This window comes from Paracoccus sp. KKT209 (genome assembly GCF_055635455.1).
The window spans coordinates 306,108-319,525 of record NZ_JBVMWB010000002.1; the positions used below are offsets into that span (position 1 = coordinate 306,108).

The 13,418-nt window shown below is 67.8% G+C and carries 10 protein-coding genes; all 10 read left to right on the forward strand.

What is annotated here, in order from left to right; translation table 11 throughout:
• Positions 1-12 precede the first annotated feature (12 nt).
• The 10 genes from ACZ2G3_RS17480 to ACZ2G3_RS17525 all read left to right on the forward strand — a co-directional run bounded on the left by ACZ2G3_RS17480 (position 13) and on the right by ACZ2G3_RS17525 (position 13,313).
• Complete coding sequence (locus tag ACZ2G3_RS17480; RefSeq protein ID WP_470399727.1) at positions 13-1,746, forward strand: acetyl/propionyl/methylcrotonyl-CoA carboxylase subunit alpha; 1,734 nt, start codon at positions 13-15, stop codon at positions 1,744-1,746.
• Between the two features lie 113 nt (positions 1,747-1,859).
• Positions 1,860-3,557: a malto-oligosyltrehalose trehalohydrolase gene (gene treZ / locus ACZ2G3_RS17485; protein ID WP_470399324.1), complete on the forward strand. Its 1,698-nt coding sequence runs from the start codon at positions 1,860-1,862 to the stop codon at positions 3,555-3,557.
• On the forward strand, positions 3,554-5,794 hold the full coding sequence (gene treY, locus ACZ2G3_RS17490; protein ID WP_470399326.1) for a malto-oligosyltrehalose synthase: 2,241 nt from the start codon (positions 3,554-3,556) through the stop codon (positions 5,792-5,794). Before treZ ends, treY begins: the two co-directional genes overlap by 4 nt.
• 134 nt (positions 5,795-5,928) lie before the next feature.
• Positions 5,929-7,095 carry a sugar phosphate nucleotidyltransferase gene (locus ACZ2G3_RS17495; RefSeq protein WP_470399327.1) on the forward strand — a complete coding sequence of 389 codons (1,167 nt, stop codon included), beginning with the start codon at positions 5,929-5,931 and terminating at the stop codon, positions 7,093-7,095.
• Positions 7,088-9,145, forward strand: coding sequence for a glycogen debranching protein GlgX (gene glgX / locus ACZ2G3_RS17500; protein WP_470399329.1), 2,058 nt, complete (start codon positions 7,088-7,090; stop codon positions 9,143-9,145). Before ACZ2G3_RS17495 ends, glgX begins: the two co-directional genes overlap by 8 nt.
• 58 nt (positions 9,146-9,203) lie before the next feature.
• Positions 9,204-9,572 carry a DUF2934 domain-containing protein gene (locus ACZ2G3_RS17505; protein WP_470399331.1) on the forward strand — a complete coding sequence of 123 codons (369 nt, stop codon included), beginning with the start codon at positions 9,204-9,206 and terminating at the stop codon, positions 9,570-9,572.
• A 95-nt stretch (positions 9,573-9,667) separates the two neighbouring features.
• The gene (locus ACZ2G3_RS17510) at positions 9,668-10,126 is read left to right on the forward strand and encodes a (2Fe-2S)-binding protein (RefSeq protein WP_470399333.1); all 459 of its coding nucleotides are present in this window, start codon (positions 9,668-9,670) and stop codon (positions 10,124-10,126) included.
• Positions 10,126-12,411: a xanthine dehydrogenase family protein molybdopterin-binding subunit gene (locus tag ACZ2G3_RS17515; protein WP_470399335.1), complete on the forward strand. Its 2,286-nt coding sequence runs from the start codon at positions 10,126-10,128 to the stop codon at positions 12,409-12,411. Before ACZ2G3_RS17510 ends, ACZ2G3_RS17515 begins: the two co-directional genes overlap by 1 nt.
• Before the next feature lie 11 nt (positions 12,412-12,422).
• On the forward strand, positions 12,423-12,920 hold the full coding sequence (locus ACZ2G3_RS17520; protein ID WP_470399336.1) for a hypothetical protein: 498 nt from the start codon (positions 12,423-12,425) through the stop codon (positions 12,918-12,920).
• Positions 12,921-12,959: 39 nt separating this feature from the next.
• Positions 12,960-13,313 (forward strand): hypothetical protein, encoded by a 354-nt coding sequence (locus ACZ2G3_RS17525; protein WP_470399338.1) that lies wholly within the window; start codon positions 12,960-12,962, stop codon positions 13,311-13,313.
• The last annotated feature ends 105 nt before the right edge of the window (positions 13,314-13,418 follow it).

The window sequence follows — 13,418 nt, forward strand, 5'->3', positions numbered from 1 at the left end:
CCGCTGACGCCGATCCGCCGCATCCTGATCGCCAACCGCGGAGAGATCGCCCTGCGCATCCTCCGCGCCTGCCGCGACGACGGGATCGAGGCCGTCGCGGTTTATGCCGATCCCGACCGGGACGCGCCCTTTGTCCGGCTGGCCGATCACGCCTATGCGCTGGAGGGCAGCAGCCCGGCGGACACCTATCTGGACGGGCCGCGCATCCTGGAGATCGCCGCGCGGGCCGGGGCGGATGCCGTTCATCCCGGCTATGGCTTTCTCTCTGAGAATGCCGGGTTCGCGCGGGCGGTGCAGCAGGCAGGACTGATCTGGATCGGCCCCGGCCCCGAGGCGATCGAAAGGCTGGGCGACAAGATCGAGGCGCGACGGATCGCGCGGGAGGTGGGCGCGCCCTTGGTCGTGGGCAGCCCCGGCCCCGTGGCAGACAGCGGCGCTGCACTGGCCTTTGCCCGCGAACACGGATTGCCCATCGCGATCAAGGCGGCCTTCGGCGGCGGCGGGCGCGGCATGCGGGTGGCCTGGCACCTGGACGAGGTCGAGGAGCTGTTCGACAGCGCCCGGCGCGAGGCTGTCGCCGCCTTTGGCCGCGGCGAATGCTTCATCGAGCAGTTCCTGGACCACCCGCGCCATGTCGAGGCGCAGGTGCTGGCCGACTGTCACGGGACGGTCAAGGTGCTGGGCACGCGCGATTGTTCCCTGCAGCGCCGCAACCAGAAGCTGGTCGAGGAAGCCCCGGCCCCCTTCCTGACCGACGATCAGCGCGACCGCATCCACGAGGCCGCCCGTGCGATCTGCGCCCATGCCGGTTACAGCGGCGCGGGCACGGTGGAGTTTCTTCTGTCCGCCGAGGGGATGATCTCGTTCCTCGAGGTGAACACCCGGCTGCAGGTCGAACATCCGGTGACCGAGGAGACGACCGGTATCGACATCCTGCGCGCGATGATCCGCGTGGCGCAGGGTGGGCGGCTGTCGGACGAAGCGGTGCCCCCGCCGCGCGGCCATGCGATCGAGTTCCGCATCAACGCCGAGGATCCGGGCCGTGGCTTTCTGCCTACGCCGGGGCCGGTGACGCTGTGGCAACCTCCCGGCGGCATCGGCGTGCGGCTGGACAGCGGCGTGGTGCAGGGGGGTCAGATTTCGGCACAGTTCGACAGCCTGATGGCCAAGCTGATCGTCGTCGGCCCCGACCGTCCGACTGCCTTGGCCCGCGCCGCGCGGGCCTTGGCCGAGTTCCGCATCGAGGGCGTGGCCTCGGTCCTGCCGTTCCACCGTGCGGTGATCGCCGCGCCCGAGTTTCGGGCAGAGACGCAGGACTTTGGCGTGCATACCCGCTGGATCGAGACCGATTTCGCGGAGCGCCTGGCCAAAGCCGTGCCACCCGCCGGCCGCGTGACGCCGCCCTCTGAGGCGCCGATGCTGCGCCTGTCGATCGAGATCGACGGCAAGCGGCACGACCTGGGCCTGCCGCAGGGCCTACTTGGCGCTGCCGCTCCGGCCGCGGCTGAACCCGTGCCCGCCCAGGATCCCGGCGCGGTCACGGCCCCCGTCGCCGGCACACTGTCGCTGTGGCAGGTCCCGGAGGGCGAAATGGTCGAGGCGGGACAGGTCATCGCCGTTGTCGAGGCCATGAAGATGGAAACCCGCGTGGAGGCACCGTCGGCAGGCCGCCTGTCCCATCTTGTCCGGGAGGGAGACAGCCTGACGCAAGGGGCCGCCTTGGCCCGCATTGAGCCCCAACCCTGACGCCTCGCAAAGGCGCATGCCGCACCCGCGCCACGCAGTTGCTTTTTGTCAAACCTGCGGAACGCGGCCCGGCGGCTGGTCATTAACCCTGTGACAAACAGGAGAATGCCGGCATGACGCACAACTTCTGGGGCCCCAGCCTGACGGCGGGAAACTGGACCTTCCGCCTCTGGTCGCCCCGCGCCAAGCAGGTCGACCTGTTGCTGGAGGATCGGCCCCTGTCGATGACACGGGATGACAGCGGCCTCTGGTCCGTCGAAACCCCGGCAGCGGCTGGCAATCGCTACCTGTTCCGGGTCGATGGGCAGGACATGCCCGACCCGGCCAGCCGGCTGCAGGCGGGCGGCGTGTCGGATCCTTCGGTGCTGGTGCCGCCGGACGGACATGACTGGCGCTGCGACTGGCAGGGCCGGGACTGGGACGAGGCTGTCATCTATGAGATGCATGTCGGGACCTTCACGCCCGAGGGCACGTTCGCCGCCGCCGCGCGGCGCATGGCCGGGCTGGCCGAACTGGGCTTCACTGCCATCGAGTTGATGCCCTTGGGCCAGTGGTCGGGTGATCGGGGCTGGGGCTATGACGGCGTGCTGCCCTATGCGCCGCAGCCGGCCTATGGCACGCCGGATGACCTGAAGATGCTGGTCGATGCGGCCCACCAGGCGGGGCTGATGGTGATCCTGGACCTGGTGATGAACCATTTCGGTCCGGAAGGCGCCTGGTTGCACCACGCGGCGCCGGATTTCTTCAACCCCGAACGGCATACCCCCTGGGGCGCGGCCATCGACTTTGAACAGCCCGCCGTGCGCGACTTCTGGACCGGCTGCGCCCTGCACTGGCTGACCGAATATCGCATGGACGGGTTGCGCCTGGACGCGGTGCACCAGATCTCGGGGCCCGGCGCGGACGAGTTCATGGCTGATTTCGCCGCGCGCATCCACGCGCTGACGCCCCGCCGCCACCTGATCACCGAGGATGACCGCAACACGCCCGACCTGCGCGAAGGGGCCGGCTATGACGCTAGCTGGAACGACGACTTTCACCATTCCATCCATGTCGCGCTGACGGGCGAGGACGACAGCTATTACGCCAGCTTTGCCGCCGATCCGGTCGGCGACCTGGCCCTGGCCCTGTCCCGGGGGCATGTCGAGGAGGGGCAGCCGCGCCAAGGCAAGGACAAGCCGCGGGGCGCGCCCTGCGGGCATCTGCCGCCGACCGCCTTTGTCAATTCAACCCAGACCCATGACCAGGTGGGCAACCGCGCCCATGGCGACCGCCTGCTGACCCTGGCCGATCCCGAGGCTGTGGCCGTGGCCTATACGCTGCTGCTGGTCGCGCCCTATATTCCCATGGTCTTCATGGGCGAGGAACGGGGCGAGACCAACCCCTTTCAGTTCTTCGCCGATTACACAGGCGATCTGGCCGAGGCCGTCCGCAAGGGCCGCGCGGCCGAATTCGCGGGCATTGCCGCGCTTGGGGACACGGTTCCCGACCCATTGGCGCTGGAGACCTTCGCCCGGTCCCGCCTTGGCTGGCGCGAGGATGACCCGGCGCGATCCTGGCTGGGGCTGACCCGCGAGGCGCTGTCCTTCCGCGCCAGCCATGTCGTGCCGCTGCTGAAAAGCGGGGGGATGGAGGCGACCGTGACCCGCCCGCAGCCGGGCCTGATCCGCGCCGATTGGCAATTCGCGGCGGGCCGGCTGGAACTGTCCCTGGCCTTCGGCCAGCCCGACCCCAACCCGCTGGCCGATCCTCATCTACGTGCCGGCCGTCCCGACGGCCCCTATTACCTTACCGTGAAGGCCCATCCATGATCCCGACCATCCCCACCGCCACCTATCGCGTCCAGCTGCGCGAGGGGTTCGACTTTGCCCGGTTGGAAGCGCAGCTGGACTATATCGCCGGGCTTGGCGCCTCGCATCTCTATCTGTCGCCCATCTTCCAGGCGACCGAAGGCTCGACCCACGGCTATGACATCACCGATCCTTCGAAGATCGAACCGGCCTTGGGCGGCAGCGAGGGTTTTGAACGGCTGGCCGCGGCCGCCAAGGCGCGCAACCTTGGCATCATCCTGGACATCGTGCCGAACCACACCGCTTTCACGCCTCAGAACCCTTGGCTCTGGGATGTGCTGCAGCACGGTCGCGCCAGCCAATATGCGCGGCATTTCGACATCGACTGGCACGCGGGGCCGTTGGTCCTGCCCTTCCTGGCAGAGCCCTTCGAAAAGATGCTGACCGACGGCGCGTTCCGCGTCGCGGAGGGCAAGTGGTGGGTGGGCGAGATGGCCTTGCCGCTGGCGCCCGGGACCGATCGCACCGACGACCTCCGCAGCCTGCACGACGCCCAGAACTGGCGGCTGGTCCATTACGAGATGGAGCGCGACAGCATCACCCACCGCCGCTTCTTCAACGTCACGGGCCTGATCGGGATGCGGGTCGAGGATCCGCGCGTCTTTGACGACACCCATGCGCTGATCCTCAGGCTGGTGCGCAGTGGCCAAGTGCAGGGGCTGCGGGTCGATCACATCGACGGGCTGGCGGACCCTGCCGCCTATATGACTCGCCTGTCGGAGGCGCTGCCCGACACGCCGATGTGGGTCGAGAAGATCCTGGTGGGCGACGAGACGCTGCCTCCCGCCTGGCAGACGGTGGGGACCACCGGCTACGAGGCAGGGCGCCTGATCGCGCGCATGCTGACGCCCGAGGCGGGCATCCGTGCGCTGGACGGGGTCTGGCGTGAGGCGACGGGGATGGAGGAGGATTTCCACGACGCCCTGTCGCGCGCGAAGGCCGAAGTCCTGGACAACGAACTGGCGGCCGAGCGGCGGCAGCTGGTGCGGCTGGCGGTCGCGGCATCGAGCGGGTCGGCGCTGGCGGAGGCCGGCCCCGAGTCGCTGCGCGAGGCGGTGACGGCGCTTCTTATCGCTACGCCGCGATACCGCAGCTATGTCGACAGCCATGGCGCGGGGGACGAGGACCGGGCGTTGATCTCGGCGATTGCGGATCAGGCAGCACAGGGTCTACGGTCGGACGCCGCGCTCCGGATGCTGGCGGCGATCTGGATGAACCCCACCACATGGGAAGAACATGCCTTCGTCACGCGGTTGCAGCAGGTGTCGGGCGCGCTCTTGGCCAAGGCGCAGGAGGATACGGCCGGCTTCCGCTGGACGCGCTACCTGCCCGCCAACGAGGTCGGTGCCGAGCCTGATGAGGCCAGCGTCACGGGCGCCGAGGCCAGCCGGATCATGGCGGGGCGCCGCGCCTCGGACATGGTCCTGACCTCGTCCCACGACACCAAGCGCTCCGAGGATTCGCGGATGCGGATGGTGGCGATCAGCCACCTGCCGCAGGCCTTCGCCACCCTGCACGAAGCGGCACTGGCCTTGCCCGACGCCGAGGCGGTCGAGCCGCGCTGGCGCTGGTATGTGCTGCAATCGGCGCTTGGGCTGCATGGCGCGGAAGAGGCTGCCGAGCGGTTGACCGCGCATATGGAAAAGGCCATGCGCGAGGCCAAGCTGACCAGCTTCTGGACCGCACCCGACGAAGCGGCCGAAAAGGCGGCCTCGGCCTTCGGGGGAGCGGTTCTTGCGGCCTGGGACCGGGACACGCCGGAGGCTCTGACCGCGCTTCTGTCGCGGGCAGAGGGCTTGGTGATGGCGCAACTGCTGTTCAAGGTCGTCATGCCGGGCTTCCCCGACATCTACCGCGGCACGGAGGACCTGTTCCTGGCCCTGACGGATCCGGACAACCGCCGGCCCATCGACTTCCAGGCCTTGGCGCGGCTTCCCGATGTCGACAGCCTGGGGGGGCGCAAGGCGCGCTGGACGCGGCGCCTTCTGTCCTTGCGTCAGGAGCATGCAGATTTCCTGCGCGATGCCGGCAGTGAGGTCCGCATCGACGACAAGGGTGTCGTCCTGACTCGTGAGCTGGAGGGGCGGCGGCTGGTGGCCCAGATCGATTATTCCGACAGACCGGCGGACTTGGGGTCGGAGGCAGTTTTGGACTGGGCATCGGCCGACGGTTGCCGCGTCCGTCTGCTTCAGGATTAGGCAGGCGGGGGCCCTCACTAACATTTGATGGCTTCAGGAACAACCGGGGCGTGAGGCGGTTCCTCCGTCACCCAACCGTGCATCTGCGGCAACCCGCAGATGCGCGGCCTCACTCAAAGCAGAGGATCGCCCCCGTGACAGCCATCGCGCAAGTTCAGTTCCGCAGCCCTTCCCACGCGCCCAAGGGACCTGCCCTCGACGTGGCCACGATCCTGCTGGCGGGCGGCAAGGGCACCCGGTTGCATGACCTGACGGCGAAGGACAGCAAGCCCGCCGTCCATTTTGCCGGCAGCAACCGCATCATCGACTTTGCCATGGCCAACGCCGTCCGGTCGGGGCTGGAGCGCATGCTGATCGCCACGCAATATGCGCCGCAGACCCTGCATGATCACCTGCCGGCGCGGTGGGGCCGTCACTTTGCCAAGGGCGGTCTGATGCTGCGGGATGGCCGCGACCGCTATCTGGGTACGGCCGATGTCGTGCGCCAGAACTGGACGGAAGTGCAGGACTGGGGCGGCGACGAGGTTCTGGTTCTGGCGGCCGACCACGTCTATTACATGGATTACGCTGAACTTCTCTCCGCCCATCGCGCCTCGGGCGCGGCGGCCACGGTGGCGGTCGATGTCGTGCCGCTGCACGAGGCGAAGGGGTTCGGGGTGATGCAGGCCGACGCGGCGGGGCGCATTACGTCCTTCTTTGAAAAGCCCAGCCACCCTCCGGCCATCATCGGAGAGCCGGACAAGGCGATGGCCTCGATGGGGGTCTATGTCTTCTCAAAGGCCTGGCTGCGCAGGGCGCTGTTCGACGGACCGGTCGAGGCGCTGGACTTCGGACATGACGTGATCCCGGCTGCCGTGGCCCAAGGCGTGGCTGCGGCCTATCGGCTGCCTGCCGGCCCCTCGGGGCGTGCCTACTGGCGCGATGTGGGGACGCTGGATTCGCTGCGCCTGACCCAGCTGGACTTCCTGCAGGCCGAGCCCGCGCGGCTACCGCGGGCCTGCCCGCCCTCGGATTGGTACCTGGGCCGCGGCAGCATCGCCATGCCCGGTGCGGTTGTGCCCGAGAGCGCCCGGCTGGTCGATACGATCGTTGCCGCCGGCACCCATGTCCCCGCCGGACTGACGACGGGAGAGGATCCGGAAGAGGACGCGCGCTGGTTTACCCGCACGCCGTCGGGAACCATCTTGATCACTCCGGCGATGATACAGGGTCGCGCGGCCGAACGTCTGGACCGCGCCCGGCCCCGTCCATCTGCCCGTGCCAAGGCACCGGCCCGCAACGATCGTGATCTTCATGCTTGATATGTCCAGTCCCCCCGTCTTCGATCTGTCTCAGGGCAGGTCCGATACCCTCGGTGCCGAGTTCATGGGCGAGGGGACGAACTTTGCGCTGTTTTCCGAGAACGCCACTGCGGTCGAACTGTGCCTCTTCGACGAAAGCGGCAAGAAGGAGCTGCACCGCCTGCGCCTGCCCGAGATGGAGGGCGGCATCTGGTTCGGCTATCTTCCCGGCGTGATGCCCGGCCAGGTCTATGGCTATCGCGTCTACGGCCCCTATGCCCCGGCCGAAGGGCACCGCTTCAACCACAACAAGCTGCTGCTGGACCCCTATGCGCGCGAATTGCGCGGCGAGATCATCTGGGACGATGCCCTGCATGGCTATACCATTGGGGAAGACGATCTCAGCTTTGACGAACGTGACAGCGCGCCCTTTATGCCCAAGGGCGTTGTTGTGGACTCGCAGTTCGATTGGGACAGCGACCGGGCGCTGCGCACCTCGTGGCCGCAGACGGTGATCTATGAGGGGCATGCCAAGGGCATGACCCAGCTGCATCCCGAGGTCCCCGAGGACATCCGCGGCACCTTCCGCGGCCTGGCCAGCGACGCGGTCATCGACCATCTGAAGAAGATCGGCGTGACCACGCTGGAACTGCTGCCGATCCATGCCTTTGCCAATGACCGCTATCTGGTGGAAAAGGACCTGTCGAATTACTGGGGGTATTCGACCCTGTCCTTCTTTGCGCCGCATGCCCCTTATTTGCATTCGGGCCAGATCCGCGAAGTCAAGGAAACCATCCGCCGCTTCCACAAGGCGGGGATCGAGGTCATTCTTGACGTGGTCTTTAACCACACCTGCGAAGGCAGCGAACTGGGCCAGACGCTGTCCTTCCGCGGCATCGACAACGCCTCCTATTACCTGCTGTCCCCTGAGGACCCGCGCCACAGCTTTGACACCACCGGCACGGGCAACACGCTGAACGTGGCCCATCCGATGGTGCTGCGCATGGTCATGGACAGCCTGCGCTATTGGGTGCAGGTGATGCATGTCGACGGGTTCCGGTTCGACCTGGCCTCGACCCTGGGACGCGAATCCGAAGGCTTCGAGCGTGATGGATCGTTCTTCAATGCGATCCGGCAGGACCCCATCCTGTCGGGCATCAAGCTGATCGCCGAGCCTTGGGACGTGGGCGACGGCGGCTATCAGGTCGGCGGCTATCGCTGGCCCTTCCGCGAGTGGAACGACAAGTTCCGCGACGACACCCGCGCCTTCTGGCGTCGCGATCCGGGCATGCTGGGCGCGATCTCGGAACGGCTCTCGGGGTCGCCTGTTCAGTTCAACCACAGCCATCGGCCCGCGACCTCCAGCATCAACTTTGTCGCGGCCCATGACGGCTTCACGCTGTGGGACACCGTCAGCTACAACGAGAAGCACAACGAGGCCAATGGCGAGGACAATCGCGACGGCCACGACCACAACATCTCGGACAATCTTGGTGCCGAAGGGCCGTCCGAGGACGAGGGTATCGATACCGCGCGTCTGCGGCGGGTTCGGGGCATGCTGGCGACAGTCTTCCTGTCGCAGGGCGTCCCGATGATCCTGGCAGGCGACGAGATGGGCCACAGCCAGGATGGCAACAACAACGCCTATTGCCAGGACAACGAGATCTCCTGGCTGGACTGGACCAAGGGTCGCGCGGACCTGACGCAGGCGGTCGAAGCCCTGGCGGCATTCCGGTCCGAGATGTCGCTGGCCTGCAGCCGGTTCGCCGACAAGCCCGACCAGGCCGAGGACGGTCAGCCGACCAGCCACTGGCTGCATGCCCGCGGCGATGCGATGACCGACGCGGATTGGGCGGAGGAGGATCTGCGGACCGTCGGCATGCTGATGCGCCAGCCCTCCGGCGACGAGGTCCTGATCCTGCTGAATGCAGGAGACGACATGGACTTTGTGCTGCCCGAGGGCGAATGGCGTCTGCGCATCGACACGGCGCGTCGGGATGTCGCCTGCGACGAGGCGGTGTCGGGGCAGGTTCCTCTGGGGTGGCAGGGTGTCGTCGCGTTGACGCGCTGAACCCTGGAACATATCGACCGATGCCGGGTTTCGCGCCGGCATCGTCAGGGAGGATGATATGGACAGGACGGAACAGATCCGGGCACGCGCCCATCAGATCTGGGAAAGTGAAGGCAGCCCCGAAGGCCGCGAAGCGGACCATTGGGCCGGGGCCGAGCGCCAGCTGCGCGACGAAGGTGTCCTGTCCGACCAGGACGGGCAGGACAAGGACGACCGTGATCTTCTGACCCAAGGCGAGCGCAGCCCTGATCTGGACCAGAACCGGCCCGACGACATGGGGCTGGAAGAGGTGGCCCGGACGCCCGGCACCGCCGGCATCGGCGGGTCGGACAATTGGGGCAGCGATCTGGACGATGCGCAGGACGCGTCGGACCTGCCGGACGCCCAGGAGGTCGAATTGATCAAGCCGCGCACCGGCCGGCGCTGACATGACGCACCGCGCCCCCCAAGGGGCGCGGCTTTTTCCGGGACCGGTGGGCCATGGGCACTGCCGGTTCCGATATTTGAGCAAAGGGGACCACCATGATCGAGTTGACCGTCAACGGCCAGTCGCAACGCTTCGACGGCGATCCGGACATGCCGCTCTTGTGGTTTCTGCGCGACCAGCTTGGGCTGACCGGGACCAAGTTCGGCTGCGGCGCGGCCTTGTGCGGGGCCTGCATGGTCCATATCGACGGCACGCCCAGCTTTTCCTGCATCACGCCCTTGTCGGTGGCCGAGGGTGCCGAAGTCACCACGATCGAGGGGCTGTCGCCCGACGGCTCGCACCCCGTGCAGGTCGCCTGGCGGGACCTGAACGTCGCGCAATGCGGGTACTGCCAGTCGGGCCAGATGATGCAGGCCGCAGCCCTGTTGGCCGAAACGCCCGACCCCACGGATGAGGATATCGACGCCGTGATGAGCCAGAACCTCTGCCGCTGCGGGACCTATCCGCGCATCCGCGCCGCCATCAAGCGCGCTTCCGGTCAGGAGGAAATCTGATGGAACATCTTCGCAATGTCAGCCGCCGCGCCGTCCTGATGGGCATGGGTGCGGGCGCACTGGTCCTGTCGATCGGTCTGCCCGGAGCGGCGCAGGAGCCCGAAGCGCCGCTGGAATTCGGCGCCGATGCCATGCCGCATGGCTGGCAGGACGATCCGACCATCTTCGTGGCGATCGACCCCGACGGTACCGTGACCGTCACGGTGCATCGGTCAGAAATGGGTCAGGGGGTTCGCGTTTCCATGGCAATGGTCGTGGCCGATGAGCTGGAGGCCAATTGGGACCGGGTGAAGGTCGCCCAGGCCCCCGGCGACGAGCCGCGCTTTGGCAACCAGGACACCGACGGCTCGCGCAGCCTGCGGCACTTTTTCCAGCCGATGCGCCGGGCGGGCGCCGCAGCCCGGCAGATGCTGCGCGAAGCCGCCGCTGCCGAATGGGGCGTCCCGGTCGAGGAAATCGAGGCGCAGAACCACATGCTGCGCCACGCCGCCTCGGACCGCAGCGCCGGTTACGGCGAAATGGCCGCCCGTGCCGCAGAGGCAGAAATCCCCGATCGCCAGACGCTGACCCTCAAGACGCCCGACCAGTTCCGCTATATCGGCCGCGACGACATCGGCCTGATCGACAATCCCGACATCACCCGCGGTACCACGCGTTATGGCATCGATGCCAAGGCCGATGGCATGCTGTTCGCGGTGATCGCCCGCCCGCCGGTGCTGGGCGGGCGCGTCGCCAGCCATGACGACACGGCTGCGCTGGAGGTGCCGGGCGTGCGCCGAGTGGTCGTGCTGGAGTCGCCGGCGCTGCCGTCCGAGTTCCAACCCCTGGGCGGCGTGGCGGTCATTGCCGACAACACCTGGGCCGCGATGCAGGGCCGTGCCGCGCTGGAGATCGAATGGGAAGGCGGCGAACACGGCAGCTATGACTCGGAAGCCTTCCGCACCGAGTTGGAGCAGTCTGCCCGTGAGGGCGAAGGGGTCGAGGTGCGCAATCAGGGTGACGCCCGGGCTGCCTTGGAAAGCGCCGCGACACGTGTCGAGGCAGAGTACTACATCCCGCACCTGGCCCAGGCCCCGATGGAGCCCCCTGCAGCGCTGGCGCAGATCCGCGACGGCAAGTGCGAGGTCTGGGCCTGCGTGCAGGCACCGCAGGTCACGCGCGTTCGATTGGCCGAGAAACTGGGGCTGCAACCCGAGGACGTGACGGTGAACGTGACCCTGCTGGGCGGCGGCTTCGGTCGCAAGTCCAAGCCCGACTTCGTGCTGGAGGCGGCCGTCCTGTCGCGCGAAATGGACGGCGCGCCGGTCAAGGTCACCTGGACGCGGGAAGACGACCTGCACCACAGCTTCTTCCATACCGTCTCGCTGGAGCGGCTGGAGGCCGGCCTGGACGAAGACGGGCGGCCGGTCGCTTGGCTGCACCGGACCGCAGCGCCCACGATCGGGTCGATCTTTGCACCGGATCCGCAGCAGAAGCTGCCCTTCGAGCTGGGGATGGGCCTGACCAACATGCCCCTGGACATCCCCAATGTGCGTGCCGAGAACCCGCAGGCGCAGGCCCATGCGCGCATCGGCTGGTACCGGTCGGTGTCGAACATCCCGCATGCCTTCGCGATCCAGTCCTTCATCGCGGAACTGGCGCATGAGGCGGGCCGCGATCCGCGCGATTACCTGCTGGAGGTGATCGGCCCCGTACGACAGATCAACCCGACCGACATGGGCGACGTCTGGAACTATGGCGAGGATCCGGCCCGTTATCCGCTGGACACCGGCCGTCTGCGCCGCGTGATCCAGGTCGCGACCGAGGCTGCGGGTTGGGGCCGGCAGATGCCGGCGCGCTCGGGCCTTGGCCTGGCCGCGCATTACAGCTTTCTGACCCATGTGGCCGTCGTGGCCGAGGTCGAGGTGTCCGAGGCGGGTGATGTCCGCATCCCGCGCGTCGACATCGCGGTCGATTGCGGCGCCCATGTGAACCCCGACCGCATCCGGTCGCAGATGGAGGGGGCGGTGGTCATGGGCACCGGGCAGGCATTGATGTCGCAGATCACCTTCGCCGACGGCCGCGTGCAACAGGACAACTTCGACAGCTACCTGGTGCCCCGCATGGAAACCGCCCCGCGCGAGATCCGGGTGCATCTGGTCGGGGACCAGGGCTACGACAGCCCCCTTGGGGGGGTCGGGGAACCCGGCCTGCCCCCGGTTCCGCCCGCCATCATCAACGCGATCTTTGCCGCAACCGGCCAGCGCATCCGGCACCTGCCGGTGGGCGACCAGCTGCGCGCCTGAAGGAGACGAACATGCGCTTTACACGCAGCCTGACCGCCATCTGCCTGACCGTGGCGACTGCAGGGGCAGCATCGGCCGATTGTGCCGAGCGGCTGGATTTCATGGACGAGGTTCTGGATCAGGCCTCGCGGGCGGTGATCTCCGCCTCGACCGGGGGGCAGGGGGTGGCCGGTGCCCGCGAGGCGCAGGCTCTGACGGGCGACGGGACCACCACCGATCCGGGGGGTGATCGCCCCGCGGTCGATACCGAACCGCCGAGCGCCGAGGTCGGGTCGATGGAAAACGACACTTCGGACGGCACTCAGGCGTCGGGACTTGAACCTTCCGCCGAAGCCGGAACCCGCGTCCAGTCGCTGCGCGCGGCCGTGGACGAGGCCCGTGCCATGGCAGGACAGGACGAAGCAGCCTGCAACGATCTGCTGCATCAGGCGCTCATCGACCTTCTGATCGAGGACGATGCCGAAGCCGCGCCTGAAGAAGAAGAAGCCAAGGCAGGCCAGTCCGGGTGACCATTCCCTGCACTGGCCTTCAGAAGAGGAGAGGCGGCCATGAACGACAGCCGCGACGCTGATCGCCGACCCACAGAGGCGGGGCCACGGCCGGAACCTGACACCGGGCCCCTGAACCCCCGTGCCGCACAGGATCACCCGGGTCCCGCCGGGGGTGCCTTTGGCAGCCGAGGGCCTGTTGACCAGGTTGGCGATCCGGTCACGCCGGGCGAGGCGCAGGTCGCCGAAACGGCCAACCTAGATCGCTCGGCCGGAGAGGCGGGTGCCCCCGCCGACATGGATTACTATCGCACCAGCCAGAAATCAGGGACCGGACTGGCGCTGTCGGCGGTGGCCCTGCCCATCGCGCTGCTTCTGCTGGTGATCGCGGCGGTGGTCTGGTTCTACCGCTGAACGGGTCGAGGTGCCGGCTTGCGCCGTTGGTGGGGGCGGGCAGCCGGTTCAATGGATGGTCGGAGGGTGGCCATCGAACTCGCCTGTAGGATCAGCCCCACCGCT